The organism is Bradyrhizobium sp. ma5 (assembly GCF_042258955.1).
Classification (GTDB): Bacteria; Pseudomonadota; Alphaproteobacteria; order Rhizobiales; family Xanthobacteraceae; genus Bradyrhizobium.
This window is the reverse complement of record NZ_CP170156.1, coordinates 4,994,545-5,018,735: the sequence shown is the minus strand read 5'-3', so window position 1 is coordinate 5,018,735 and position 24,191 is coordinate 4,994,545. Positions and strand designations below refer to the sequence as shown.

Genomic DNA, 24,191 nt, shown 5'->3' with positions numbered 1-24,191 from the left:
GGCGCTGTGAAACCTCCGGCGCCCGGGGATCGTTGGTTTGCGGATCAAGCAAACAGGAACACGCCCAAGGTTGGTCGGTGGGTTGGTCGGTTGTCGCACGTTCGGTGCCTTCCGCTGGCGGCATCGGATCATCAACGCGGGAATCCGGCTTCACTGCCTCTTGTTCGCCCGGCTGCGGCGAAGTTCGAGGTGCAAGCAAACGCCCCAGCGCGGGAATGCGCCGGGGCTAGTGCGCCGCTTGCTCGTCAAGCTGCGTGATCGGCAATGCACCGCCAAGCAGGCGAACTTTCGGTGTTACTTGTTCTCAGGAATCCAGGTCGTGCTGGCCCGATCGTACTTGAAGCCCGGTGCAGCCTTCAGGCTGTCCTTGGTCTCGTCGAGCGTGAGCCACCACTTGTCGTCTTTCTTTTGCGATTTGACGGCCGTGTACGGCACGATCACGTCCTTCTCGCCGGCGCCGAGAAAGCCGCCGACGCCGACGACGAGGCCGGTCACCTTGCCCGCCTTGTCGACAAGCACGTCGTCGATCGTCCCGATCTTGGATTCCTTCGGATCATAGACATTCTGCTTGTAGTAGTTGGTGATGGTCCAGCTGTCCGTCGGGGCGGCGGGCATAGTGGTCGCCGCGTGCGCGGCGGTCGCGAACGCCGCAGCCAAGATGCAGCCGATAGCAAACTTCTTCATAAGAGAAACTCCTCGCCTTCAGTGGAGATGACCGATCCGGCAGGCACCGTCACCCAGGATAACGACTGCCGCATGGCCCAAATAATGATGATTGGCGTGCTCGGCGCCTATTAGTCGGACGTGCAGACCTTGACTGTCTTCATGCCGGTCTCGGCTTCGGAGCGCGTCTTGTAGATCGTGCCCGACGGGCCGACGACGGTGGTCGTCGTATCGACCGGCTTCTGATCGACGATCGTGCACTTCTTCGTCTTGACGTCCTGCACGACGTAGAATTCGTCCGCTGCAAATGCCGGCGTGACAAAAGCGGCAAGCAATGCTGCCGCGACAATCGTTTTAACGTTCATGTTCTCTCCTCCAATGCCGTATCTATCGGCGGAGGTGGAACGGGAAGAAGTCGCGATGGTTCCTAGAGTTGGACTGGCCGGCGGCACCGTGCTGCGCGGTGTGCCGTCGCGACGGGATTCTGATCTGCGACATTAGCTAAGCCGGCTTCGAGCGAGCCGGCCGGCCCCCGGCTCAAGTCATCGCAAGCGGAAAGCAATCAGCGAGGTGCGGCGATTTGCAGCATGGTGTAGCTGCGCCGCGGGCTTGCCGAAGGCTGTGGCGAATGGTCGCTAAGGATGCGCAGACGCGAGCTCGGCGCGCGATTCCATAACCCGATGGGACTCGCGCCTATCGATTGGCGATGCGACCACGCGACTGGACGCAGCCGGCGATCGGCGGGTTGCGTCTGAAAATCCAGGAGGAAGCCCCATGATCTCGTCCCGCATGCGCCTGTTCGGCGCGGTCGTCGCGCTGTTGCTTGGGGCGAACGGTCCGGCGCCCGCGCAGCAACTCGAGCTCAAGCTGATGGCGCCCGCGGCGCCTGGCGGCGGCTGGGATCAGACCGCGCGTTCGATGCAGCAGGCGCTGGTCGCCGCCGGTGTCGCGCGCAGCGTCCAGGTCACCAACGTGCCCGGCGCCGGCGGCAGCGTCGGCATCGCGCAGTTCGTCAACGGCGCCAAGGGCGACGGCAACCAGATGATGGTCAACGGCTTCGTCATGGTGGGGGCGCTCGCCATGAACAAGTCGCCGGTGACCCTGGATCAGGTGACGCCGATCGCGCGCCTGACCGAGGAGACCCAGGTCATCGTGGTGCCGGCGAGTTCGCCGATCAAGACGGCGCAGGATCTCGCCACAGCGCTCAAGGCCGATATCGCCAAGGTGACCTTTGCCGGCGGCTCGGCCGGCGGCGTCGACCACGTGATGGCGGCGCTGTTCGCGGGCACGGTTGGCGCCGACGCGAAGAAGATCAACTACATTCCGTTCTCGGGCGGCGGCGAGTCGCTCGCCGCCATTCTCGGCGGCAAGGTTACGGCTGGCATTTCCGGCCTCAGCGAATACGACGGCCAGATCAAGGCCGGCAAGCTGCGCGCGCTCGGCGTAACCTCGGCGCAGCGTCTGCCCGGCGTCGATATCCCGACCTTCAAGGAGCAGGGCATCGAGCTGGTGCTGGCCAATTGGCGCTCGGTGGTGGCGCCGCCCGGCATCACGCCGGAGCAGCGCAAGGTGCTGAGCGATGCCGTCGAGAAGATGGTGAAATCCGATGCCTGGAAGGACATCCTGAAGCAGAAGGGCTGGGATGACGCCTATCTCGGCGGCGATGCGTTCGCCGATTTCCTGAAGAAGGAAATCACGCGCGTGACCGAGGTGCTGAAGTCCGTCGGCCTCGTGAAATCATGACGCCGGACACGGTTTCCGACAATCTCCCGCGCGCGCCGGCACGGCGGCTCGATCGCGCGGGCATCGCCATCGCGGCCGCGCTCGCCGTCCTCGCCGCGGTGCTGGTGTGGGACGCCAGCAAGCTGCCGGCCACGACGATGTACGGTATGGGCCCGGAGGCGATGCCGATCGTGATCGCGATCGGCCTCGTCATCCTCGCTGTCGGCAATCTGATCGACGCGCTGCGCGGCAACCTGCCGCCGCGCGAGAGCATGGATCCGAAACCGGTGTGGCTGATCATCGGCGGCCTCGCGCTCCTGATCGCCATCATCGGCTTCGGTGGTGGCTTCATCCTTGCCACCTCGGCGCTGTTCGTCACCACCTCGGCTGCCTTCGGCCGGCGTGCTGTCCTGGCCGACACTGCCATCGCGCTCGTGATCACGACCCTCATTTATCTCGCGTTCGACAAACTGTTGACGCTGAGCCTTCCCGCCGGCCCGCTGGAGCGATTGCTGTGATGGACACTTTCGCCGCGCTGGCGCACGGCATGGCGGTCGCCATGCAGCCGATGAACCTGCTCTACGCCCTGATCGGCGTGTTCCTCGGCACCGCGGTCGGCGTGTTGCCCGGCATCGGTCCGGCGCTGACGGTCGCGCTGCTGCTGCCGGTGACCTACAAGCTCGATCCCGGCGGCTCGCTGATCATGTTCGCCGGCATCTACTATGGCGGCATGTACGGCGGCTCGACCACCGCGATCCTGATCAACACGCCAGGAGAGAGCGCGTCGATGGCGACCGCGCTCGAGGGCAACAAGATGGCCAAGGCCGGCCGCGGCGGCCCGGCGCTGGCGACCTCGGCGATCGGCTCGTTCGTGGCAGGCACCATCGCCACCATCGGCCTCGCATTCCTCGCGCCGTGGCTGGTCGACTTCGCGGTGCGGTTCGGGCCGGAGGATTACTTCGCGCTGATGTGCGTCGCCTTCGTCACGGTATCGGCAACCTTTGGCGACTCGCCGGTCCGCGGCCTCACCAGCCTTTTCATCGGCCTGACGCTCGGGCTGGTCGGCATCGACAAGCTCACCGGGCAGGCGCGGCTTGCCTTCGGCATCCCCGAGCTGCTCGACGGCGTCGAGGTGACGACGCTCGCGGTCGGCCTGTTCGCGGTGGGGGAGGCGCTCTATGTCGCCTCGCGTCGCCATCACGCCGAGGAGAAGCTCGAGCCGGTGCGCGGCTCCCTGTGGATGACGCGGGAAGACTGGCGGCGCTCGTGGAAGCCGTGGCTGCGCGGCACGCTGTTCGGCTTTCCGATCGGCGCGCTGCCGGCCGGCGGCGCCGAGATCCCGACCTTCCTGTCCTACTCAACCGAGCGGCGGCTGACCAAACATCCGGAGGAGTTCGGCAAGGGCGCGATCGAAGGCGTCGCCGGACCCGAAGCCGCCAACAATGCCTCCGCCGCCGGCACGCTGGTGCCGCTGTTGACGCTCGGGCTGCCGACCTCGGCCACCGCGGCGATGATGCTGGCGGGCTTCCAGCAATACGGCCTCAACCCCGGGCCGCTGCTGTTCGCGGAGCGGCCGGACCTGGTGTGGGGCCTGATCGCGAGCCTGTTCATCGCCAACGGCATGCTGCTGGTGCTCAATCTGCCGCTGGTCGGGCTGTGGGTGCGGCTGCTCGCGATCCCGCAGCCCTGGCTCTATGCCGGCATCCTGGTGTTCGCGACCATGGGCACGATCGCAGCAAAACCGTCGGTGGTCGAGCTGTCGATGCTGGCAGCGTTCGGCGTGATGGGTTTCCTGATGCGGCGGTTCGATTTCCCGATCGCGCCTGTCGTGATCGGGCTGATCCTCGGGCCGATCGCCGAAAGCCAGTTGCGCCGCGCGCTGGCGATCAGCCTCGGCGATCCCATGGTGCTGCTGCAAAGCCCGATGTCGGCAACGCTGCTCGGCGTTGCGCTGATCGCGCTGCTGGCACCGTTCGTGCTGAGGGGACTCGGGCGGTTCAAGGCCAATGAAGATTAGGTCGTGAATCGATCGATCTGCCAGACGGCAACGCCGCCAACATTTGCGTGATCGGGAAATATCCAAACTCCGATCTCGGTCTCCCTTTCAGCAACGCACACGCCTCGCTTGCGCGAGGCACAATCAAGGCGGCTGAACGATGAAGACGATCTACCTTCTGGCGGCGCTCATGCTGGCGCCATCTCTCGCGACCCAAGCAATCGCTCATACGCGAACCGGCAGAGGCAGCGATCGCGTGCATGTCGGCACAGGACCGACGATTGGGGGCGGACTGCTAGGCTACAGGATCGTCGGTCGTCAGATCGCGGCTCCGCCGTGGAGTGCTGCCTGCATGAACGACGTAGGCCCATGGCAATGCGACGAGCCGATGTGGGTCTATGGCAGCCCAGACTATGTCGCGCAGTTCAGGAATGCATTCTGACGTTGGTCCCGCGCGCGGCCGGTGCGACTGGCTCGGATGCCCTCGGGCTGCCGTGGGAAGCCCTTGGCATGTAAAAGGCCCGCTCCGGGGCTCGCAATTCGGAGCGGGCCAGTCTGGGCGCGGCAAGTCTAGCCGCGCCGCGAACCTAGCGCGACATGCTGACACCACCCTGACGGCGGTCAAAAAAGGAGAGGCGGTTGCACGCCGCCTCTCTGTCTCAATGATGGATTTTTGAACGGAATGTTGCGCGGCGTGCTCACCATTTGTAGGCGAGGCTTGCCGTGATGCGCCGGCGATCGCCGTAGTAGCAGGAGCTGATCGTCGCGCAGCTCGCGACGTATATCTTGTCTGTGACGTTCACCACATTGAGTGCCGCGCGCCAGTTCTTGTCCCACTCGTAGTGCAAGGCGAGGTCGCCGAGCACGACCCCCGGGACGCGCGCGGTGTTCGCGGTATCGGCAAACGACGAGCCGACATAGCGCACGCCGCCGCCGAAGCCGAAGCCGTTCAGCGGGCCGTCGCGGAAGGTGTAGTCGGTCCAGACCGAGGCGAGCTGCCGCGGCGTGTTGGTCGGCACGGTGCCGACCAGCGCGGCATTGAGGTCCTTGCTGACGAACAGCTCGTAATTGGTGTAGCTCGCCACCAGTTTGAAATCCCGCGTGATGTTCGCCACCGCCTCGAGCTCGACGCCGCGCGAGGTCACCTCGCCATTCTGGGTCTGGAACAGCGTGTTGTTCGGATCTGTCGTCAGCGCGTTCTTGCGCTTCAGATCGAACAGCGCGACGCCGAACCGCGCATTGAGCCCGACCGGCTCGTACTTGACGCCGACCTCGGTCTGCTCGGAGGTCTCCGGCAGCAGCAACTGGCCGGCGGCATTGGTGCCGATCACCGGATTGTAGCCCGTCATGTAGGACACGTACGGCGCAACGCCGCTGTCGAAATTGTAGATCGCGCCGACCCGGCCGGAGAACTTGCTGTCGTCGCGGCCCTGGGAAGCGCCGATCCGGTTGTTGTTGGTGAGATCGACCCAGTCCTGGCGCCCCGACAGCACGACCGTCAGGCGGTCGAGCTTGACCTGATCCTGCAGATAGAGCCCGGCCATGCCCTGGGTGAGATAGGCGTTCTGATACAGCGGGCCGCTATACGGCAGATTGTTGCCGTAGACCGGATTGAGCGCGTTGAGAGTCGTGCCCATGCCAAAACCCTGCCGGTCGTCGATGCCGTAATATTTCAGATCGACGCCGACCAGCGCGGTGTGCTGCAGCGCGCCGGTCGAGAAGCGATATTCGAGCTGATTGTCGAGGTTGAGCTGCGTGGCGATGCCGCGGGTGTAGAAATTGCCGCGGGTGATGTCGGCGGCCGCCGGTGTCGTCGCGTAGCCGAGCCCGTAGAGGCCGGCGTAATAGACGTCGACATGTGCCATGCGCGCGTTCTGGCGGAAGTCGACGTTGTCAGTCACGCTCTTCTGGAACTGGTAGCCGACCATCTCCTGGTCGCGGCGGAACTGGTCGACGCTGGGATCGCCGACGAACAGGCTGGTCGGAATCCGGCCGAACGGCGCGTTGGTGACGGTGCCAACATAGGGCAGGAAGTTCAGCGCGCGGGTATTGCTGTGCGAGGCCATACCGAACACCGTGAGGCTGGTGTCGGCATCGGGCCGCCAGGTCACCGACGGGGCGAAGAAGAAATTGTTGTCGTAGACATAGTCGGTCTGGGTGCCGCCGCCCTGGGCCTGGCCGACCAGGCGATACTGCACCTGGCCGCCGCCGGGCTGCGCCGTCGCGCCGCCAATGTCGAACTGGGTATAGGCGTTGCCGAAATTGTTGACGCCGGTCTCGATGTAGCGAATGGGCTCGGCCTGCGGCAGCTTGCTCACGGCGTTGACGAGGCCACCCGGAGCCGACCCACCATACAGGATGCCGGAGGGACCGCGCAGCACCTCGACGCGCTCGAGATTGAAGGGCTGCAGCTTCCAGCTCGCATAGGAGGTGTAGAACATCTGTAGGCCGTCGAGGAACAGCGACTCGTTCTGCGCGGGGAAGCCGCGGATCATGAACCAGTCGTTGCGGAAGTCGGCGCCATAGGTGCCGCCGATGACGCCAGGCGTGTAGCGCAGCACCTCGTCGAACTTGCTGACGATCTTCTGGTCGCGGATCTGCTCGGCGCTGATGACCGTCACCGATTGCGGCGTCTGGATGATCGGCGTGCTGGTCTTGGTGCCGCTGGCGCTCTGCCGCGCCAGGTAGCCGGTGACCGGGCCGTTGGCGCGCTCGTGTCCGCCGCCTCCGCCCGCGGCCTGCTGTGCCGCCTGTGGCTGCGCGCCCACTGGCGCGACTGTTGCGCGGCGCGAGGCGCTGCGCGCGCGCGTGGTCCGTTGCGAAGGCTGCTGCGATCGCGCCGCTTGCCGGTGCTGCGGCGCATCGACCGTCACGGACGGCAATTGCGTCTGCGCGAACACTTCGTCTGCACCAGCAACCGAAAACACCACCAGAGCCGAAGCAGCAAGCCGCTGCGGCCGAATCCATCCGTCCGTCATTCAACGCCCTCAAAGAGAATTGTCTTCGGCGTCGTTGTGCGCGCGGTTAGAAGCTATCGAAGCTGTGCGCAAAGCCGGTCTGTGTGACTGAGAGACAACGGAGTACGTCGTACATTTGCACGCATCGCGTGAGAGGCTTGAATCGATCCAGTGTTGAACGATTCAAAAATCGAACGATTCAAAATCGTCTCGTGACTCGATGCATCATGATCGCGCGTGTGATGATCCAGAGAGTCGGCCGTCGCGTGATTGAGTGAAGCGTGATTGGGGGACCGGCACTGGCGAAGTTCGAGGGTGTTGCTTGCGCCTTGAGGCGTCAGCCCCGATGGGGCGGGCGCTCGGGAAAGAGGGCGCACGTCCGCCCCGCAGGCTGCCGCGGCGATGCCGTCCGGGAGGATCGGAACCGGGTCACGGGCGGGCCGGCCCGGCCGGCTGGCAATCCCCGGCATCCCCACCATATCTGGCATAATTGACCGGCGGGGACCGCAACCGCTTGGCCATTTTGGGGTGATGTGATAACCCTCTGAAACCAGCTTCGACCGCCACTCGTGACCGTCCGCATCCCGTGTAAAGGCTTGCGGCGGTGGAGATATTTCGCCGATGACCTCATCGTCCAAGACCGCTTCCGCGCCCGATTCCTTCTTCACGGCAACCCTTGCCGAGGCCGACCCCGAGATCGCTGCCGCGATCAAGGGCGAGCTCGGTCGGCAGCGCCATGAGATCGAGCTGATCGCCTCCGAGAACATCGTCAGCCGCGCGGTGCTGGAGGCGCAGGGCTCGGTGATGACCAACAAATATGCGGAAGGTTATCCGGGCGCGCGCTACTACGGCGGTTGCGAATGGGTCGACGTCGCCGAGAACCTCGCGATCGAGCGCGCCAAGAAGCTGTTCGGCGCCGGCTTCGCCAACGTCCAGCCGAACTCCGGCAGCCAGATGAACCAGGCGGTGTTTCTGGCGCTGCTGCAGCCCGGCGACACCTTCATGGGTCTCGACCTCGCCGCCGGCGGCCATCTCACCCACGGCTCGCCGGTCAACATGTCCGGCAAGTGGTTCAAGGCCGCGCACTACACGGTGCGCCGCGAGGACCAGATCATCGACATGGACGAAGTCCAGAAGCAGGCCGAGCAGGTCAAGCCGAAGCTGATCATCGCCGGCGGCTCGGCCTATTCGCGCGCCTGGGACTTCAAGCGCTTCCGTGAGATCGCCGACTCGGTCGGCGCGTATCTGCTAGTCGACATGGCGCATTTCGCGGGCCTCGTCGCTGGCGGCGTGCATGCCTCGCCGGTGCCGCACGCCCACGTCACGACAACCACGACCCACAAGTCGCTGCGCGGTCCGCGCGGCGGCCTGATCCTCAGCAATGACGAGACGCTCGCGAAGAAGCTGAACTCGGCGATCTTCCCCGGCCTGCAGGGCGGCCCGCTGATGCACGTCATCGCCGCCAAGGCGGTCGCCTTCGCCGAAGCGCTGCGGCCGGACTTCAAGGTCTACGCCAAGAACGTGGTCGAGAACGCCAAGGCGCTGGCGGAGACGCTGCGCAGCCATGGGCTCGACATCGTGTCCGGCGGCACCGACAACCATCTGATGCTGGTCGATCTCAGGCCGAAGGGCCTGAAGGGCAACATCTCCGAGAAGGCGCTGGTGCGCGCTGCGATCACCTGCAACAAGAACGGCATCCCGTTCGATCCCGAGAAGCCGTTCGTCACTTCGGGCTTGCGTCTCGGTACGCCGGCTGCGACCACGCGCGGCTTCGGCGTCGCCGAGTTCAAGCAGGTCGGCGGCATGATCGCGGAAGTGCTGAACGCGCTGGCGCAGTCGCCGGACGGCAAGGCGCCGCTGGTCGAGGCTGCGATCAAGGAGCGCGTCAAGGCGCTGACCGACCGCTTCCCGATCTACCAGTAGCCGTTCGCTCGTAAAGGTCCCGTCGGATGCGCTGCCCGAGCTGCAATTCTCTCGATACGCAGGTCAAGGACTCGCGTCCGACCGAGGACTCCGCCGTCATCCGCCGGCGGCGCGTCTGCATGGCCTGCAACTTCCGCTTCACGACCTTCGAGCGGGTGCAGCTGCGCGAGCTCACCGTCATCAAGCGCAACGGCCGCCGCGTGCCGTTCGATCGCGACAAGCTGGTGCGCTCGCTGCAAATCTCATTGCGCAAGCGCCCGGTGGAGTCGGAGCGGGTGGAGAAGATGGTGTCGACCATCGTCCGCGAGCTCGAAAGCGGCGGCGAGGCGGAGGTCTCCTCGGAGGCGATCGGCGAGATCGTGATGGAGCATCTGCGCCAGCTCGACGACGTCGCCTATGTGCGCTTCGCCTCGGTCTATCGTAATTTCCGCGAAGCCAAGGACTTCGAGGCCGTGCTCGACGAGCTGACCGGCGAAGACGACCCGCGGATCGCGACGTTGCGAAAATGATCTTCCGCATTCTGGAAGAGCAGCTCGGGCAGAAGGCCAAAGAGGCGAAGGAAGCGGCCAAGGAAACGGCAAAGGCCGCCGACCTGCGCTTCATGCAGCTCGCGCTCGCGCTCGGCCGTCGCGGGCTGGGGCGCACCTGGCCCAATCCGGCGGTCGGCGCCGTCATCGTCAAGGACGGCGTGATTGTCGGCCGCGGCTGGACCCAGCCCGGCGGCCGCCCGCATGCCGAGGTCGAGGCGCTGAGACGGGCAGGTAGCGCCGCGCGCGGCGCCACGCTCTATGTCACGCTCGAACCCTGCTCGCATTTCGGCCGCTCGCCGCCTTGCGCGGATGCCGTCGTCGCAGCCGGGCTTGCCCGCGTGGTTTCGGCGATCGAGGACCCCAATCCGGACGTCGGTGGCAAGGGGCATGCGAAACTGCGAGCCGCTGGGATCGCGGTCGATGTCGGGCTGTGCGCCGCCGACGCCGCGCGCGACCATGCCGGGCATTTCCGCCGGATCACGGACCAGCGCCCGCATGTGATCCTCAAGCTTGCGGTGTCCGCCGACGACAAGATCGCAGCCGGCGGACACAAGCCAGTTGCGATTACCGGCGAAGCTGCGCGAACCCGTGTGCATCTGCTGCGCGCGCAGAGCGATGCGATCCTGATCGGCATCGGCACGGTCAGGGCCGACGATCCAATGCTGACCTGCCGGCTCCCCGGCATGGCGGCGCGCTCGCCGGTGCGGGTGGTGCTGGATCGCGCGCTGCGGATCGCGGGCGACAGCCGCCTGGTGCATTCGGCGCGCGAGACGCCGCTCTGGGTGATGACGTCGGATCTTGCCGAGGCGCCGGCCGCGATGATGCTCGGTGCTGCCGGGGCGGAGGTGATCCGCGTTGCGTCCAGCGCGCAACCGGGGCTCGACCTGCCGGCGGTGTTGCATGCGCTGGCGGAGAAGGGCATCACGCGGCTGATGGTCGAAGGCGGCGCGCGGGTGGCAAATTCTTTCGTGGCAGCGGGCCTGGTCGATGAAATCTGGCTGTTGCGCGGACCCGAACCGATCGGCGCCGATGGTGTTCCCGCGCTGGACGCAATGCCGCTCGACGCAATCACGCAGTCGCCGGGCTTCAAGGTTCGTGCTAGCGAAACCTTCGATAACGACAGTCTCACGATCTACGAGCGTGCGTAATGTTTACCGGAATTGTCACCGATATCGGCGAGATCACCAGCCTGAAGCCTGTGGCGCAGGGGCAGCTGCACCGGTTGCGGATTGCCTGCGACTACGACCAGACCACGATCGCCGACGGCGCCTCGATCGCCTGCAACGGCGTCTGCCTCACCGTGGTCGCCTCCGGCACGGCTGACGGCAAGACCTGGTTCGATGTCGATGCCGCGGCCGAGACGCTCGGCATGACCACCGCCAGGCACTGGGCGCAGGGTGGCCGGCTCAACCTCGAGCGCGCGCTCAAGATCGGAGACGAGCTCGGTGGTCACATCGTGGCCGGGCATGCCGACGGGATCGCGACCATCGTCAAGCGCGACGATCTGCCTGACATGGCGCGCTTCGAGCTGCGAACCACCCGCGAACTGGCGCGTTTCATCGCGGCGAAGGGATCGATCACGCTGGACGGCGTGTCGCTGACCGTGAATACGGTCGATGACGTCACCTTTTCGGTGCTGATCATCCCGCACACGCTGTCCGTCACGACCCTGAGCGGCTGGAAGGCCGGCAGTGAGGTCAATATCGAGGTCGATCTGATGGCCCGCTACGCGGCGCGGCTGTCGGAGATGAAATGACGGCGTAGCCGTCATTCCGGGGCGATGCGTCAGCATCGAGCCCGGAATCGCGAGATTCCGGGTCTGGTCCTACGGACCATCCCGGAATGACCGTGTTTGAAGCATTCCTGCTTGGCTTCAGTCGTTGGGGCGACTACAAACTCGCAAAACGTTGACATGCAACGTTATCGGTGAATGTCAACAAAATGAAATGGATACCTAAATGGCTGACGCGCGGCGCGCACCCCTGAAGGACCAGACCGACATCACAGGCGCACGCGTGCTGATCGTCGAGGCCCGGTTTTATGACGACATCCAGGATGCACTGCTGGAAGGCGCGCTTGCCGAGCTGAAGACGGCCGGTGCCAGCCACGACGTGATCACGGTGCCGGGCGCGCTGGAGATTCCCGCCGCGATCGCGATTGCGATCGATGCGGCGGCGGCGAACGGCAAGCCCTATGACGCGGCGATCGCGCTCGGCTGCGTGGTGCGCGGCGACACCATCCATTTCGAGATCGTCTCGCAGGAATCCTCGCGTGGATTGATGGATCTGGCGGTGAGCCGGAAATTCCCGCTCGGCAACGGCATTCTCACCGTCAACACCGAGGCGCAGGCCTGGGCGCGGGCGCGTGCCAGCGAGTTGAACAAGGGCGGCGACGCCGCGCGCGCGGCGATCGCGATGCTGCGGGTCAAACGCCGTCTGGCAAAGGCCTGACCATGGCTCACAACAAGAAGCCCGCGAAAGCCCCCGACAGGAAAGCCAACCGACGCGGCGCGGCACGGCTCGCGGCCGTGCAGGCGCTGTACCAGATGGACATTGGCGGCGCGGGCATCAACGACATCTTCGCCGAGTTCGAGAGCCACTGGCTCGGCAACGAGGTCGAGGGCGAGAAGTACCTGCCGGCGGAAGCGGCGTTCTTCCGCGACGTCGTCTCTGGCGTGGTGCGCGACCAGGCCAAGCTCGATCCGCTGATCGACGAGGCGCTGTCGAAGGGCTGGCCGCTGAAGCGGATTGACGCGATTTTGCGCGCGGTGCTGCGGGCCGGGTCCTATGAGCTCGAGCACCGCCGCGACGTGCCGGGCCGCGTGGTGGTTTCCGAATATGTCGACGTCGCGCACGCCTTTGTCGAGAAGGACGAGACCGGCATGGTCAACGCCGTGCTCGACCAGATCGCACGCCAGTTCCGCGGCGACGAGTTTGTGCGGAGCTAAACCACGTATTCCGCCGTCACCACCCGCGCATGCGGGTGATCCAGTACGCCGCGGCGGTTATTGGCAACAACAGCTTCCGCGGCGTACTGGATCGCCCGGTCAAGCCGGGCGATGACAGCTGAGGGGAACGCGCGCGATATGCCAGAGCGTCACGACAGTCCCTCCGGCGAAGACTCCCTCATCGCGCGCTACTTCAAGCCGCTGGCGACCGACCCGGGCGCGTTCGGGCTCGACGACGACGCCGCGGCGCTGCGGGCGGCCGGCGAGGACATCGTGGTCACCACGGATGCGATCGTTGAGGGGGTGCATTTCCTCCCTGATGATCCGCCCGACACCCTGGCGCGCAAGGCGCTGCGGGTGAACCTGTCCGACATCGCGGCCAAGGGGGCGGTGCCGGCCGGCTTCGTGCTGACGCTGGCGCTGTGCCACGCCGAGGAGGCCTGGCTCAAGCCGTTTGCCCGCGCGCTCGGCGAGGACGCCAGCCATTATGGCTGCCCGCTGCTCGGCGGTGACACGGTGTCGACGCCGGGACCGCTGATGATCTCGATCACCGCGTTCGGGCGGCTGCCGCAGGGCAAGATGGTGCACCGCGCGGGGGCAAAAGCCGGCGACCGCGTGTTCGTGACCGGCACGATCGGGGATGCCGCGCTCGGCCTCGACGTGCTCCGGGGCGGCCCGGTCGCCGCGGCACTGGCCGACGATGCCGCCGGACGGGATTTTCTTGCCGGCCGGTACCGTGTGCCGCAGCCGCGCAACGCACTCGCCAAGGCCGTCCGCAGCTACGCCAGCGCGGCGATGGATGTGTCTGACGGTCTCGCCGGCGATCTGGCCAAGCTTTGCGCAGCCAGTGGCGTGACAGCCGTGATCAACGTGCCGAGCATCCCGTTGTCGCCTGCGGCCGCGGGGCTGCTCGCGCGCAAGGCGATCGGTATCGAGACGCTGGTCGCTGGCGGCGATGACTACGAACTCTTGTGCGCGGTGCCGGGCGATCGCGCGGACGCCTTCCTGCGAGAGGCACGGCAGGCCAAGGTCGCCGTGACCGCGATCGGTGGCCTCATTGCTGGCTTGTCACCGCCAAGCTTCCTCGACGGACAGGGCCGGGAACTGGCGCTGAAGCGGCTGTCCTACAGCCATTTCTAGAACGTCCGGCCGAAACGCGCCGACTTTCCCTCTAAATAGCTGCCAATATCGGCGTTTTCGGCCGCAGGTGGCGTTGCACAGCGGTAACGATTTTGGCAAGGTCGCGCCCGATTTGAGGCAATCCGTTTTTGGGGAGGATTGTCCTCGCAAAATAAGCGCCTGCCGCCCCCTAGCGGCACAAAGAAGGCGCGGGGGTTACATCAAGGATCTGAGGCAACATTCAATGACAGCTTTATGGTTGATTGTGCTCTGCGGGGCGCTTTCCATCGTCTACGCGATCTGGGCGACGCAGTCGGTCTTGAACGCGGATGCGGGCAGTGCCCGCATGCAGGAAATCGCGGGCGCGGTGCGCGAGGGCGCACAAGCCTATCTGCGGCGGCAATACACGACGATCGGCATGGTCGGTATCGTGATCTTCGTGGTGCTGGCCTACTTCCTTGGCCTTCTGGTGGCGATCGGCTTTGCGATCGGCGCCATCCTGTCGGGTGCGGCCGGCTTCATCGGCATGAACGTCTCGGTGCGCGCCAACGTCCGCACCGCGCAGGCGGCGACCACTTCGCTCGCCGGCGGCCTCGAACTCGCCTTCAAGGCGGGTGCGATCACCGGCATGCTGGTTGCCGGTCTCGCGCTGCTTGGCGTCACCATCTACTTCATGGTGCTCGTCAAGTTCATGGGGCTGGAAGCCGGCAGCCGCACCGTGGTCGACGCCATGGTGGCGCTCGGCTTCGGCGCTTCGCTGATCTCGATCTTTGCCCGTCTCGGCGGCGGTATCTTCACCAAGGGTGCTGACGTCGGCGGCGACCTCGTCGGCAAGGTCGAGGCCGGCATCCCCGAGGACGATCCGCGCAACCCGGCCACCATCGCCGACAACGTCGGCGACAATGTCGGCGACTGCGCCGGCATGGCGGCCGACCTGTTCGAGACCTACGCGGTGACCGCGGTCGCCACCATGGTGCTCGCGGCGATCTTCTTCGCCAAGACGCCGATCCTGGTGAACATGATGACGCTGCCGCTCGCGATCGGCGGCATCTGCATCATCACCTCGATCATCGGCACCTTCTTCGTCAAGCTCGGCGCCAGCCAGTCGATCATGGGTGCCCTGTACAAGGGCCTGATCGCCACCGGCATCCTGTCGCTGGTCGGCGTCGCGGCCGTGATCAACTGGCTGATCGGCTTCGGCAAGCTCGATGGCGTCAGCTTCACCGGCATGGCGCTGTTCGAGTGCGGCGTGGTCGGTCTCGTCGTCACCGGCCTGATCATCTGGATCACCGAGTACTACACCGGCACCGATTATCGCCCGGTGAAGTCGATTGCGGCGGCCTCGGTCACCGGTCACGGCACCAACGTGATCCAGGGCCTCGCGATCTCGATGGAGGCGACCGCGCTGCCTGCGATCGTCATCATCGCCGGCATCCTGGTCACCTACAGCCTGGCCGGCTTGTTCGGTATCGCGATCGCGACCGCCACCATGCTGGCCCTGGCCGGCATGATCGTCGCGCTCGACGCCTTCGGCCCGGTCACCGACAACGCCGGCGGCATCGCCGAGATGGCGGGTCTGCCCAAGGAGGTGCGCAAGTCGACCGACGCGCTCGATGCGGTCGGCAACACCACCAAGGCGGTGACCAAGGGCTACGCGATCGGCTCCGCCGGTCTCGGTGCGCTGGTGCTGTTTGCGGCCTATAATGAGGACCTCAAATTCTTCATCGCAGACTCTGCCAACCACCTCTACTTCAAGGGCGTCAATCCCGACTTCTCGCTCAATAACCCCTACGTCGTGGTCGGCCTGCTGTTCGGCGGCCTGCTACCGTATCTGTTCGGCGCGATGGGCATGACGGCGGTGGGACGTGCCGCCAGCGCAATCGTTGAAGAGGTGCGCCGTCAGTTCCGCGAGAAGCCCGGCATCATGCAGGGCACCGACAAGCCGGATTACGGGAAGGCGGTCGACCTGCTGACCAAGGCGGCGATCAAGGAGATGATTATCCCCTCGCTGCTGCCGGTGCTGTCGCCGATCGTCGTCTACTTCCTGATCTATGCGATCGCGGGCGGCGGCGCGGCGGGCAAGTCGGCGGCGTTCTCCGCGGTCGGCGCCATGCTGCTCGGCGTCATCGTCACCGGCCTGTTCGTCGCGATCTCGATGACCTCGGGCGGCGGCGCCTGGGACAACGCCAAGAAGTACATCGAGGACGGCCACTACGGCGGCAAGGGCTCTGACGCCCACAAGTCCGCGGTGACCGGCGACACCGTCGGCGATCCCTACAAGGATACGGCGGGCCCGGCGGTCAACCCGATGATCAAGATCACCAACATCGTGGCGCTGCTGCTGCTGGCGATCCTGGCGCACTAAATTCTTGGCGCACTGAGCGGCGCCAAACGAAGGAATGCAAAACCCCGCGGTGCGAGCCGCGGGGTTTTTGTTTTGCATGGACTTGGTTCGGTGTACTGCCGGATTGATCGGCTTTCCGCCAACGATATCTGCCGACAACCAGACGCGAACAGAACGGAGATCAATCGATGTCGCTCTCATCCGCACGGAACTATGCGCTCCGCGCCTCCAAGTCGCAGGATCAGAAGGAGGCCATCGAGCTGCTGTCGCAGGCGATCATGGAGCTGGCGATGTCGATGGAAGCAACTGACGCCAAGATCAAGAAGATCAACAAGTCTTCGTAATCTTGGCCGCACCGTGCTCCGGGAGGAATGCGAGTGACGGCTGCGCCGTCACTTCACCTCCATCTGCAAGCCTTCCTTCTCGATGATGGCGGCGAACTTCTTCGTCTCGGCATCGACGAAATCGGAGAATTGCTGCGGCGTGCCGTAGTCGGCGCGGGCGCCCATGCCACTGATGTTCTTCCTGACGTCGTCGCGCTCCAGCATCGCCTTGATCTGACGGTTCAGCTCGTCGACCACGGGTGCGGGTGCGGCCTTCGGCAGGAACACGCCGAACCAGGACGCGACGTCGAATTTGGCGAGCTCCGGCGCGCCCTCGCGCATCACAGGCAGATCGGGTGCGGACTCGCTGCGGTCGGCCGTGGTGACGCAGAGCCCGTTGAGCTTGCCGTCCTGGACCTGCGGCAGCGACGGATAGAGATTGTCGAACAGGATCTGGATGTCGCCGGCGAGCCCGGCCTGGAGCGCGGGGCCTGCGCCGCGGAACGGCACATGCGTCATCTTCAGCCCGGTGAGTTGCAGGAACCAGGCGCCGGTGAGGTGAGGGCTCTGCCCGGTGCCGGACGAGCCATAGGTCAGCTTGTCGGGATTCTTCTTCAGATAGGCGATCAATTCGGGGATCGACTTGATGTCGGTCGATGGATGCGCCGAGACGATGTTCGGGATCCGGATCATGTTGGAGACCGCCTGCAACTGCTCGGCCTTGTAGGTCAGGTTCCGGAAGATGCTGAAGGCAATCGCGTTCGGGCCGGGATTGCCGATCAGGATGGTGTGGCCGTCGCCTTTGCTGCGGGCAACCTCCGCGGTGCCGATGGTGCCGCCGGCGCCGGAGCGATTCTCCACCACGACCGACTGGCCCCAGAGCGGCTGCAAATGCGCCGCCAAGAGCCGCCCCATCACGTCGGTCGAGCCGCCGGCCGCGGCCGGCACGATGATCCGAACCGTTTCCGTCGGCCGCCAGTCGCCGGCTCCGAGACTGGCGCGTGGCAGGATCGACGCGGCCGCCAACGCGGCCGTGCCCGACAATACCGTACGACGGGAAAATCTCTTCGCTCTCACGCGCTTACCCCCTGCTCAGGCTTCTTGTTTGCGAGCAAGCCTAGGGGACCGCTTGCCCGTGGGGCAAGCGACAAACTGGCGCAGTCCTTAAGCTCTAGTTGAAGCTCAGCAGCTTGAAGAGCGGTGTCAGGTAGGACATTTCCTGGCCCGACGTCGGCGTGCTGCGGCTGACGAAGTCGAAGATCTTGCCGTCCTTCAGGCCGTAATTGGCGAGCCGGCGCACCTGGCGGTTCTTGTCGAAATAGACCGCGATGACGCGCTGGTCGACCACGCGCTGGTTCATGAAGGCGACGGGGCGCGAGGTCCGCTGCGAGATGTAATAGAACACCTCGCCGTCGAGCGTTGCGACCGTCGAGGGCGTGCCGAGCACGATCAGCACCTGATCCTGGCTCGCGCCGATCGGAATCTGCTCGAGCGCCCCGTCGGGCAGGATGTAGCCCTTCTGGAATTGCTCGCCGGCACAGCCGCCGAGCGCAGCGGCGCAGAACAGACCAACGACCGCGATAGCGCGGAAGCGCGAAAGGAACCCGCGCGCGGAAGCTGCGCGAGACTGTCGTGAAAAGGTGTGGTTCATCGGCGGATCTGATCCGTCCTCTTGCATCGGCCGGGGCATTGACGTACCGGGCAGCTCAATGGATTGCAATCATGCCGGCGTCCGACGGGCGCCCCCTCAACAGGCGTCCCTTTGGGGACCGGCAGCCGGAACCCGCTATGCTTTGGCCGTTCAATCACTTCAGAAGACCCCGGGTGCCCGCGCGCAGCACCATTGAGACCATCTATGGCATGATCGTGACGCAGGCGCGAGAACCGTTGTTTTACCGTGACTTGGGCGTTCCGGACACGGTTAATGGCCGTTTTGACCTGCTTCTGATGCATCTGTGGGTGGTGCTGCGGCGATTGAAATCCGCGGAAGGCGGCGTGGAGCTGTCCCAGGCCCTGTTCGATCATTTCTGCATCGACATGGACGACAATCTCAGGGAAATGGGTGTCGGCGACCTGACGGTGCCGAAGCGGATGCAGGCGTTCGGCGAGGCCTTCTATGGCCGTACCGCGGCCTACGACCTGGCGCTGACCGACGGCGACGAGGCCCTGGCGCAGTCGTTCTGCAAGAACATCCTCAATGGTCAGAACCTCGACAAGGCCCGCGAACTGGCCGTCTATGCCCGCCAGGCGATGGCCGAGTTGGCGCGCGCCGACCTCGCGGCGCTGACCCGGGGGGCATGGCGCTTCCAAGCGCCGCAAGCTGCGAGGACCACGGCATGAGCGGCGGCAGCACAGGGCGATCAAATGCCGCGCGGGACCCTTGGCGCGTTCTCGTCAATGTCGCGCAGATCCCGGATACCGGGCTGCATCGCGAGATCGTGGCCGACGAGGCGACGCGCAAGGCGATGGCCGAGGTCGCCGAGTTGCGCGAGGTCGTGTCCGCGCATGCCGAGTTCGATCTGCAGCCCAAGCGCGACGGCAGCTACCACGTCACCGGCAGGGTTCAGGCGAGGGTTGGGCAGACCTGCGTGGTGACGCTCGATCCGATCGAGAGCGAGGTCATTGAGCCGATCGATGTGGTGTTCGCGCCGCCGGAGCAGATCCCGGAGATGGCCGACCTCGTCGACGACGCCGAGGAAAGCGAAGAGGAGACTCCGGACCCGCCGGAGCCGATCGTCGGCGGCTTCATCGACATCGGCCGGCTCGCCACCGATGCGCTGTTTCTCGGTATCGACCCCTATCCGCGCAAGGCGGATGCGGTCTTTGAACATGAGGTTGAAGCGCCTGATCCGGAAAATCATCCCTTCGCCGCGCTGAAGGCGCTGAAGGACAAGGCCGACGGCAAGAAGCCGAAGGGGAATTGAGGGAAGCCGAGGGAAGCCAGCGCCAACATTTGAGGGGATGGCTTGCCTGCGGGCCTGCGCGAGGGGTATTCCCGGTTACTTCAAGTATGCGTCATAATAGTTTGAAATGTAACGTATTTCTGGTATGTCTTGATGTGTTGCGTGACGGTTCGGCGCCTCGGTTGTTTGTGGTCAAGAGGTTGTGTCGGACCGCGGACACGCTATTGTCGCGGCCCGGCCGGGACGCGAGTTCGTGTTTCGCCGCGCGCCGTTGACGGCGGTGACTTCAAGCTCGCGGTCTTCATCTGAAGGGCTGTGGGAGAGCAGGCTTCCGGGACGTTCATGCCTCATAAGGTTCGAATCGCGCTTGACGCCATGGGGGGCGATGTCGGCGCATCGGTGGTCATTCCCGGCGCCGCGATCTCGTTGAGCCGTCATCCCGACAGCGAATTCCTGCTGGTCGGGGACCGGGCCCAGATCGAGCCGGAGCTTGCGAAACATCCGGCGCTGAAGGCGGTATCGAAGGTGATCCATACCGACGTCGCGGTGAAGAATGACGAGAAGCCGAGCCAGGCGCTGCGGCGGACCCGCAGGGCGTCGTCGATGTGGCTGGCGATCGATGCGGTGAAGCACGGCGAGGCCGACGTTGCGGTCTCTGCGGGCAATTCAGGCGCGCTGATGGCGATGGGCAGTATCAATCTGCGGACGTTGCCGGGCGTCGACCGCCCGGCGCTCGCTGCGGCGTGGCCGACGCTGCGAGGCGATTCGGTGGTGCTCGATCTCGGAGCCTCGATCGGCGGCGACGCTCGCCATCTGGCAACGCTCGCGGTGATGGGCAGCGCGATGGCGAGCGTGCTGTTCAATCTCGAGCGGCCGACCGTCGGCCTGCTCAATATCGGGTCCGAGGAGATCAAGGGCCACGGGGAAATCCGCGAGGCCGCCGAGATGCTGCGCGCGATGAACGCGCCGCAGTTCAACTATATCGGCTTTGTCGAGGGCGATGCGATCGGCAAGGGGCTCGCTGACGTCATCGTGTCGGAAGGCTTCAGCGGCAATATCGCGCTCAAGGCCGCCGAGGGAACCGCGCGCCAGATGTTCACGCTGTTGCGCGAGGCGATGTCGTCGAGCTTGCTGGCGCGGATCGGTTACCTGTTTGCCCGCGGCGCGTTCCAGAAGCTGCGCGACAAGCTCGATCCCAACAAGTCGAATGGCGGCCTGCTGCTCGGCCTGAACGGCGTGGTGGTCAAGAGCCATGGCGGCACCAACGCGGAAGGCTTTGCCTATGCGGTGGATGTTGGCTATGAGATGGCCCACTACGATCTCCTCACCAAGATCAATCAGATGCTCAACCGTGACGGCGGCGCCCTGGTAAAGGCGCAGACCGCGCAGGAGGCTGTCTCGTGACTACGATACGTTCGGTAGTGCTCGGCTGCGGCTCATATTTGCCGGAGCGGGTTTTGACCAATGCCGAACTGGCTCAGCGCATCGATACGTCGGATGACTGGATCGTGCAGCGCACCGGTATCAGCGAGCGGCACATCGCTGCCGATGACGAGTTCACCTCGCATCTCGCGATCAATGCCGCGCGCGCCGCGCTCGCCGATGCCAAGATCGACGCCCAGTCGATCGACCTCATCGTGCTGGCGACCTCGACGCCCGACAACACCTTTCCGGCGACCGCGGTCGCCGTCCAGCACGCGCTCGGCATCAACCACGGCGTCGCGTTCGACCTGCAGGCGGTGTGCTCCGGCTTCGTCTTTGCGCTGACCACCGCCGACAATTTCCTGCGCGCCGGCGCCCACCAGCGGGCGCTGGTGATCGGCGCCGAAACCTTCTCGCGCATCCTCGACTGGAACGACCGCGGCACCTGCGTGCTGTTCGGCGATGGCGCCGGCGCGGTGGTGCTGGAAGCGCAGCAGCATTCCGGCACCACGGACGATCCCGGCGTGCTGACGACGCATTTGCGCTCGGACGGGCGCCACAAGTCGAAGCTGTTCGTCGATGGCGGTCCCGGCTCGACCAAGACGGTCGGCCATCTCCGGATGGAAGGCCGTGAGGTATTCAAGCACGCCGTCGGCATGATCACCGATGTGATCGTCGATGCATTCAAGGCCACCGGCTTTACCGCCGACGACATCAACTGGTTCATTCCGCACCAGGCCAACAAGCGAATCATCGATGCATCGGCCCACAAGCTGCATATTGCGCCGCAGAAGGTGGTCTTGACAGTCGACAAGCACGGCAACACCTCGGCGGCCTCGATCCCGCTGGCGCTGTCGGTCGCCGTGAAGGACGGACGCGTCAAGAAGGGCGATCTGGTGCTGTTCGAGGCGATGGGCGGCGGCTTCACCTGGGGCTCGGCGCTCGTGCGCTGGTAGCGCATCGTCAAAGAGTATCGGCAGGTTGCCGGCATCTTTCCAGCGCCCGGATGCTGGTCGCTGTTGACCATTGCGCGCTAAGCTTTTAATTTCAGTCAAGAAATTGTTCGCCGAGAGTGCGGGGCAGGCGATGACCAATGGAACTGGAAAAACAGTGACGCGCGTCGATTTGTGTGAGGCGGTCTACCAAAAGGTAGGTCTGTCGCGCACGGAATCGTCGGCGTTTGTCGAGTTGGTGCTGAAGGAGATCACCGATTGCCTGGAAAAGGGCGAGACGGTGAAGCTGTCCTCATTCGGCTCCTTCATGGTGCGCAAGAAGGGCCAGCGTATCGGGCGCAATCCAAAGACCGGCACCGAGGTGCCGATCTCGCCGCGGCGTGTGATGGTGTTCAAGCCGTCGGCGATCCTGAAGCAGCGGATCAATGGCCATGTCGTCACCAATGGCGACGGCAGCAAGGCCGACTAGGGCGTTTTCAAGCGAAGTGGATACCCGGTTCGCGTGAAGAAGACGCGCCAAAACTAGAATCAAGGGCCCCGTTCCGATTCAACCGGAACGGAAGGGGCTCTGGGCATTGAAGCCAGAGGAGCGGGCATTTGGACAAGGCGCCGGATGCGTTCCGTACCATCAGCGAAGTCGCAGATGAGCTCGATATTCCCCAGCATGTGCTGAGATTTTGGGAAACGCGCTTCGCGCAGATCAAGCCGATGAAGCGCAGCGGCGGACGCCGCTATTATCGCCCCGACGATGTCGACCTGCTCAAGGGCATCCGCCGGCTGCTCTACGGCGAGGGTTACACCATCCGCGGCGTGCAGCGGATCCTGAAGGAGCACGGCATCAAGTCGGTGCAGGGCATCGCCGACCAGACCGCCGCCGTCTCGTTCGGCGCGGTCGAGGAGGCGGTCGGCAACAGCATGGCCGAGCCCGACGACCTCGAGAGCAATGACGGCCTCGATTTCGACGGCGAGGAAGGCGACGGAGACGAGGGCGGTATCGACTACCGATTCGTCGATCCCGACGAGGACCCGATCCTGTCGACCTACAAGAAGGCGCACGCCCATCCGGGCAAGGCGTCGGCCGCACCGCCGGTGCGTCCCTCCGTCCCTCCAGTGGACCGGGAAAAGCTCGAACGCGCGCTGCAGGAGCTGGTCGCCTGCCGGCAGCTGATCGATGCGGCGATGAAGGACGGCTGAGCCAAGGAAGCTGCCATGGGGAACCGGGCCCCGGATTGCAGCCTTTAAGCGCCTGCGCCGCCTTGCGCGAACGCAGGATCGCAGCTAATGGAACGGCATCGGAGCGTGGCGCAGCCCGGTTAGCGCACTAGTCTGGGAGACTAGGGGTCGGAGGTTCAAATCCTCTCGCTCCGACCATTTTTCAAAGCATGCGATTTTGAAAGCATTCGGGCGTTGTTTGCGACCCGATGCGGCGATCGTCAGGTCTCGAGATCCATCGCGGCGATCAGGCATGCCTTTTCCATGCGGTTGTTGAGCATCGCAAGCTTGGCCGTGAACTCGGCCAGTTCGGGCTCGCTGAATTCCTCGAACACGGTCTTCTTGAACGCCTTGTGCTGGTCGGCGAGGCCCGCCAGATGCTTTCGGGTCTTGTCGGTCAGCGACAAGCGGACCACGCGCGCATCGGCCGGCGAGGACGCGCGGCGCAGCAGCTCCTTCTGCTCGAGCAGCTTGGACTGCGTGGTCACGAACGACGGATCGACATGCAGCAGCTTCGACACCACGTTGATCGGCACGCCGTCGTCCTTGTCGAGGTCCGAGATTGCAATCAGGATCATCCATTGCGGACCGCTGACGCCAAGCGCCTTGCCCCAGAGCTGGCGGACCCGTTCGAGATGCGAGTTGATGGACGAGATCTCGAGCGTAAAGCGCTTGATGATGTCGAGATTCTCGATGGCGCGCAGGCGCGCCTGATCCTTCCTGGTCACTGACACAGCTTCCCCTTCCCTAGGTGCCGACTCAGCTTTGTGCTGATTTATTTCTTGATTCCGGCGTCGACGGGACGTTTTTTCTAGTAAGTCGCTCAGGAAGGCAAGTGAACGTAATGCAATTATGATGCGTGTGTGACGATTGGACTTTTTGGGGTGCGACAAATTGGCCATGCAGGTAAGGGGCTTACGTCGAGCGTTGCTGGCGGGACACAGTGTGGCCGCATTCGCATTCCTGACTTTATAAACTATTTTGATTGGGCAACTCGCCCATGCATATTGAACCCGGCGGTAGGGGAATCTCGATCGTCCCGTTGCGGTGATCGTTCAAGTCCGTCGCACTCACAGATTGATCTGAGGGTGCGAGGTTTGGGGAAAACGGTCTTGGACAATGCGGGAGGATCACGGGGCGCTCGCGGCCCGGACTCTACGCATATGAGCAACTTGGA

General features: G+C 64.8%; 25 protein-coding genes and 1 tRNA gene. 20 read left to right on the top strand and 6 right to left on the bottom strand.

What is annotated here, in order from left to right:
• Positions 1-294 precede the first annotated feature (294 nt).
• Positions 295-684 carry a PRC-barrel domain-containing protein gene (locus ACE103_RS23310; RefSeq protein ID WP_207829893.1) on the bottom strand — a complete coding sequence of 130 codons (390 nt, stop codon included), beginning with the start codon at positions 682-684 and terminating at the stop codon, positions 295-297.
• A 110-nt stretch (positions 685-794) separates the two neighbouring features.
• On the bottom strand, positions 795-1,028 hold the full coding sequence (locus ACE103_RS23305) for a hypothetical protein (RefSeq protein WP_223967587.1): 234 nt from the start codon (positions 1,026-1,028) through the stop codon (positions 795-797).
• Positions 1,029-1,437: 409 nt separating this feature from the next.
• Here ACE103_RS23305 and ACE103_RS23300 point away from each other — a divergent pair, with 409 nt between their 5' ends.
• The 4 genes from ACE103_RS23300 to ACE103_RS23285 all read left to right on the top strand — a co-directional run bounded on the left by ACE103_RS23300 (position 1,438) and on the right by ACE103_RS23285 (position 4,823).
• Complete coding sequence (locus ACE103_RS23300) at positions 1,438-2,406, top strand: Bug family tripartite tricarboxylate transporter substrate binding protein (protein ID WP_375775044.1); 969 nt, start codon at positions 1,438-1,440, stop codon at positions 2,404-2,406.
• Positions 2,403-2,903, top strand: a complete 501-nt coding sequence (locus ACE103_RS23295) for a tripartite tricarboxylate transporter TctB family protein (protein ID WP_375775043.1) — start codon at positions 2,403-2,405, stop codon at positions 2,901-2,903. The genes ACE103_RS23300 and ACE103_RS23295 overlap by 4 nt, the downstream gene beginning before the upstream one ends.
• Positions 2,903-4,402, top strand: a complete 1,500-nt coding sequence (locus ACE103_RS23290; RefSeq protein WP_298369127.1) for a tripartite tricarboxylate transporter permease — start codon at positions 2,903-2,905, stop codon at positions 4,400-4,402. The genes ACE103_RS23295 and ACE103_RS23290 overlap by 1 nt, the downstream gene beginning before the upstream one ends.
• Before the next feature lie 139 nt (positions 4,403-4,541).
• Positions 4,542-4,823: a hypothetical protein gene (locus tag ACE103_RS23285; protein WP_375775042.1), complete on the top strand. Its 282-nt coding sequence runs from the start codon at positions 4,542-4,544 to the stop codon at positions 4,821-4,823.
• 256 nt (positions 4,824-5,079) lie between these two features.
• Here the strand turns inward: ACE103_RS23285 and ACE103_RS23280 are convergent, their stop codons facing one another.
• Positions 5,080-7,359 (bottom strand): TonB-dependent siderophore receptor, encoded by a 2,280-nt coding sequence (locus tag ACE103_RS23280; protein ID WP_375775041.1) that lies wholly within the window; start codon positions 7,357-7,359, stop codon positions 5,080-5,082.
• Between the two features lie 600 nt (positions 7,360-7,959).
• On the opposite strand from ACE103_RS23280, the gene glyA reads away from it, so the two are divergent.
• The 9 genes from glyA to ACE103_RS23235 all read left to right on the top strand — a co-directional run bounded on the left by glyA (position 7,960) and on the right by ACE103_RS23235 (position 16,545).
• Positions 7,960-9,261 carry a serine hydroxymethyltransferase gene (gene glyA / locus ACE103_RS23275; RefSeq protein WP_375775040.1) on the top strand — a complete coding sequence of 434 codons (1,302 nt, stop codon included), beginning with the start codon at positions 7,960-7,962 and terminating at the stop codon, positions 9,259-9,261.
• Positions 9,262-9,287: 26 nt separating this feature from the next.
• Positions 9,288-9,770, top strand: a complete 483-nt coding sequence (gene nrdR / locus ACE103_RS23270; protein WP_176530931.1) for a transcriptional regulator NrdR — start codon at positions 9,288-9,290, stop codon at positions 9,768-9,770.
• Positions 9,767-10,939, top strand: a complete 1,173-nt coding sequence (gene ribD, locus ACE103_RS23265) for a bifunctional diaminohydroxyphosphoribosylaminopyrimidine deaminase/5-amino-6-(5-phosphoribosylamino)uracil reductase RibD (RefSeq protein WP_375775039.1) — start codon at positions 9,767-9,769, stop codon at positions 10,937-10,939. Before nrdR ends, ribD begins: the two co-directional genes overlap by 4 nt.
• Positions 10,939-11,547: a riboflavin synthase gene (locus ACE103_RS23260; RefSeq protein WP_223967595.1), complete on the top strand. Its 609-nt coding sequence runs from the start codon at positions 10,939-10,941 to the stop codon at positions 11,545-11,547. The genes ribD and ACE103_RS23260 overlap by 1 nt, the downstream gene beginning before the upstream one ends.
• A gap of 202 nt (positions 11,548-11,749) precedes the next feature.
• Positions 11,750-12,241 carry a 6,7-dimethyl-8-ribityllumazine synthase gene (ribH, locus tag ACE103_RS23255; RefSeq protein ID WP_375775038.1) on the top strand — a complete coding sequence of 164 codons (492 nt, stop codon included), beginning with the start codon at positions 11,750-11,752 and terminating at the stop codon, positions 12,239-12,241.
• Between the two features lie 2 nt (positions 12,242-12,243).
• Complete coding sequence (gene nusB, locus ACE103_RS23250; protein ID WP_375775037.1) at positions 12,244-12,738, top strand: transcription antitermination factor NusB; 495 nt, start codon at positions 12,244-12,246, stop codon at positions 12,736-12,738.
• Positions 12,739-12,876: 138 nt separating this feature from the next.
• Positions 12,877-13,878 carry a thiamine-phosphate kinase gene (thiL, locus tag ACE103_RS23245; protein WP_375775036.1) on the top strand — a complete coding sequence of 334 codons (1,002 nt, stop codon included), beginning with the start codon at positions 12,877-12,879 and terminating at the stop codon, positions 13,876-13,878.
• 223 nt (positions 13,879-14,101) lie between these two features.
• Positions 14,102-16,222 carry a sodium-translocating pyrophosphatase gene (locus tag ACE103_RS23240; RefSeq protein WP_223967598.1) on the top strand — a complete coding sequence of 707 codons (2,121 nt, stop codon included), beginning with the start codon at positions 14,102-14,104 and terminating at the stop codon, positions 16,220-16,222.
• A gap of 167 nt (positions 16,223-16,389) precedes the next feature.
• Complete coding sequence (locus tag ACE103_RS23235; RefSeq protein WP_223967599.1) at positions 16,390-16,545, top strand: hypothetical protein; 156 nt, start codon at positions 16,390-16,392, stop codon at positions 16,543-16,545.
• Between the two features lie 48 nt (positions 16,546-16,593).
• Here the strand turns inward: ACE103_RS23235 and ACE103_RS23230 are convergent, their stop codons facing one another.
• Positions 16,594-17,601: a Bug family tripartite tricarboxylate transporter substrate binding protein gene (locus tag ACE103_RS23230; RefSeq protein ID WP_375775035.1), complete on the bottom strand. Its 1,008-nt coding sequence runs from the start codon at positions 17,599-17,601 to the stop codon at positions 16,594-16,596.
• Positions 17,602-17,695: 94 nt separating this feature from the next.
• Positions 17,696-18,175: an outer membrane protein assembly factor BamE gene (locus ACE103_RS23225; RefSeq protein ID WP_375775034.1), complete on the bottom strand. Its 480-nt coding sequence runs from the start codon at positions 18,173-18,175 to the stop codon at positions 17,696-17,698.
• 137 nt (positions 18,176-18,312) lie between these two features.
• Here ACE103_RS23225 and ACE103_RS23220 point away from each other — a divergent pair, with 137 nt between their 5' ends.
• The 7 genes from ACE103_RS23220 to ACE103_RS23190 all read left to right on the top strand — a co-directional run bounded on the left by ACE103_RS23220 (position 18,313) and on the right by ACE103_RS23190 (position 23,173).
• On the top strand, positions 18,313-18,864 hold the full coding sequence (locus tag ACE103_RS23220; protein WP_375775033.1) for a ubiquinol-cytochrome C chaperone family protein: 552 nt from the start codon (positions 18,313-18,315) through the stop codon (positions 18,862-18,864).
• Complete coding sequence (locus ACE103_RS23215) at positions 18,861-19,448, top strand: DUF177 domain-containing protein (protein WP_375775032.1); 588 nt, start codon at positions 18,861-18,863, stop codon at positions 19,446-19,448. Before ACE103_RS23220 ends, ACE103_RS23215 begins: the two co-directional genes overlap by 4 nt.
• Positions 19,449-19,769: 321 nt before the next feature.
• On the top strand, positions 19,770-20,831 hold the full coding sequence (gene plsX, locus ACE103_RS23210; RefSeq protein WP_375775031.1) for a phosphate acyltransferase PlsX: 1,062 nt from the start codon (positions 19,770-19,772) through the stop codon (positions 20,829-20,831).
• A complete protein-coding gene (locus tag ACE103_RS23205) occupies positions 20,828-21,805 on the top strand; it encodes a beta-ketoacyl-ACP synthase III (protein WP_375775030.1) in 978 nt (325 codons plus the stop codon). Before plsX ends, ACE103_RS23205 begins: the two co-directional genes overlap by 4 nt.
• A 130-nt stretch (positions 21,806-21,935) precedes the next feature.
• Positions 21,936-22,271, top strand: coding sequence for an integration host factor subunit alpha (locus ACE103_RS23200; protein WP_223967606.1), 336 nt, complete (start codon positions 21,936-21,938; stop codon positions 22,269-22,271).
• Between the two features lie 128 nt (positions 22,272-22,399).
• Positions 22,400-22,996, top strand: a complete 597-nt coding sequence (locus tag ACE103_RS23195) for a MerR family transcriptional regulator (RefSeq protein WP_223967607.1) — start codon at positions 22,400-22,402, stop codon at positions 22,994-22,996.
• Positions 22,997-23,095: 99 nt separating this feature from the next.
• Positions 23,096-23,173, top strand: a tRNA-Pro gene (locus tag ACE103_RS23190).
• A 62-nt stretch (positions 23,174-23,235) separates the two neighbouring features.
• On the opposite strand, the gene ACE103_RS23185 is transcribed toward ACE103_RS23190, so the two are convergent.
• The gene (locus ACE103_RS23185) at positions 23,236-23,748 is read right to left on the bottom strand and encodes a MarR family winged helix-turn-helix transcriptional regulator (RefSeq protein ID WP_223967608.1); all 513 of its coding nucleotides are present in this window, start codon (positions 23,746-23,748) and stop codon (positions 23,236-23,238) included.
• Positions 23,749-24,191: the final 443 nt, after the last annotated feature.

Coding starts and splice junctions, on each gene's coding strand:
- ribD (WP_375775039.1), top strand. CDS start 9,767: ATGATCTTCCGCATTCTGGAAGAGCAGCTCGGGCAGAAGGCCAAAGAG.
- ACE103_RS23310 (WP_207829893.1), bottom strand. CDS start 684: ATGAAGAAGTTTGCTATCGGCTGCATCTTGGCTGCGGCGTTCGCGACC.
- ACE103_RS23240 (WP_223967598.1), top strand. CDS start 14,102: ATGACAGCTTTATGGTTGATTGTGCTCTGCGGGGCGCTTTCCATCGTC.
- ACE103_RS23220 (WP_375775033.1), top strand. CDS start 18,313: ATGCTTTGGCCGTTCAATCACTTCAGAAGACCCCGGGTGCCCGCGCGC.
- ACE103_RS23215 (WP_375775032.1), top strand. CDS start 18,861: ATGAGCGGCGGCAGCACAGGGCGATCAAATGCCGCGCGGGACCCTTGG.
- ACE103_RS23260 (WP_223967595.1), top strand. CDS start 10,939: ATGTTTACCGGAATTGTCACCGATATCGGCGAGATCACCAGCCTGAAG.
- ACE103_RS23305 (WP_223967587.1), bottom strand. CDS start 1,028: ATGAACGTTAAAACGATTGTCGCGGCAGCATTGCTTGCCGCTTTTGTC.
- ACE103_RS23295 (WP_375775043.1), top strand. CDS start 2,403: ATGACGCCGGACACGGTTTCCGACAATCTCCCGCGCGCGCCGGCACGG.
- ACE103_RS23290 (WP_298369127.1), top strand. CDS start 2,903: ATGGACACTTTCGCCGCGCTGGCGCACGGCATGGCGGTCGCCATGCAG.
- ACE103_RS23280 (WP_375775041.1), bottom strand. CDS start 7,359: ATGACGGACGGATGGATTCGGCCGCAGCGGCTTGCTGCTTCGGCTCTG.
- thiL (WP_375775036.1), top strand. CDS start 12,877: ATGCCAGAGCGTCACGACAGTCCCTCCGGCGAAGACTCCCTCATCGCG.
- plsX (WP_375775031.1), top strand. CDS start 19,770: ATGCCTCATAAGGTTCGAATCGCGCTTGACGCCATGGGGGGCGATGTC.
- nrdR (WP_176530931.1), top strand. CDS start 9,288: ATGCGCTGCCCGAGCTGCAATTCTCTCGATACGCAGGTCAAGGACTCG.
- ACE103_RS23285 (WP_375775042.1), top strand. CDS start 4,542: ATGAAGACGATCTACCTTCTGGCGGCGCTCATGCTGGCGCCATCTCTC.
- ACE103_RS23200 (WP_223967606.1), top strand. CDS start 21,936: ATGACCAATGGAACTGGAAAAACAGTGACGCGCGTCGATTTGTGTGAG.
- ACE103_RS23235 (WP_223967599.1), top strand. CDS start 16,390: ATGTCGCTCTCATCCGCACGGAACTATGCGCTCCGCGCCTCCAAGTCG.
- ACE103_RS23225 (WP_375775034.1), bottom strand. CDS start 18,175: ATGAACCACACCTTTTCACGACAGTCTCGCGCAGCTTCCGCGCGCGGG.
- glyA (WP_375775040.1), top strand. CDS start 7,960: ATGACCTCATCGTCCAAGACCGCTTCCGCGCCCGATTCCTTCTTCACG.
- ACE103_RS23300 (WP_375775044.1), top strand. CDS start 1,438: ATGATCTCGTCCCGCATGCGCCTGTTCGGCGCGGTCGTCGCGCTGTTG.
- ribH (WP_375775038.1), top strand. CDS start 11,750: ATGGCTGACGCGCGGCGCGCACCCCTGAAGGACCAGACCGACATCACA.
- nusB (WP_375775037.1), top strand. CDS start 12,244: ATGGCTCACAACAAGAAGCCCGCGAAAGCCCCCGACAGGAAAGCCAAC.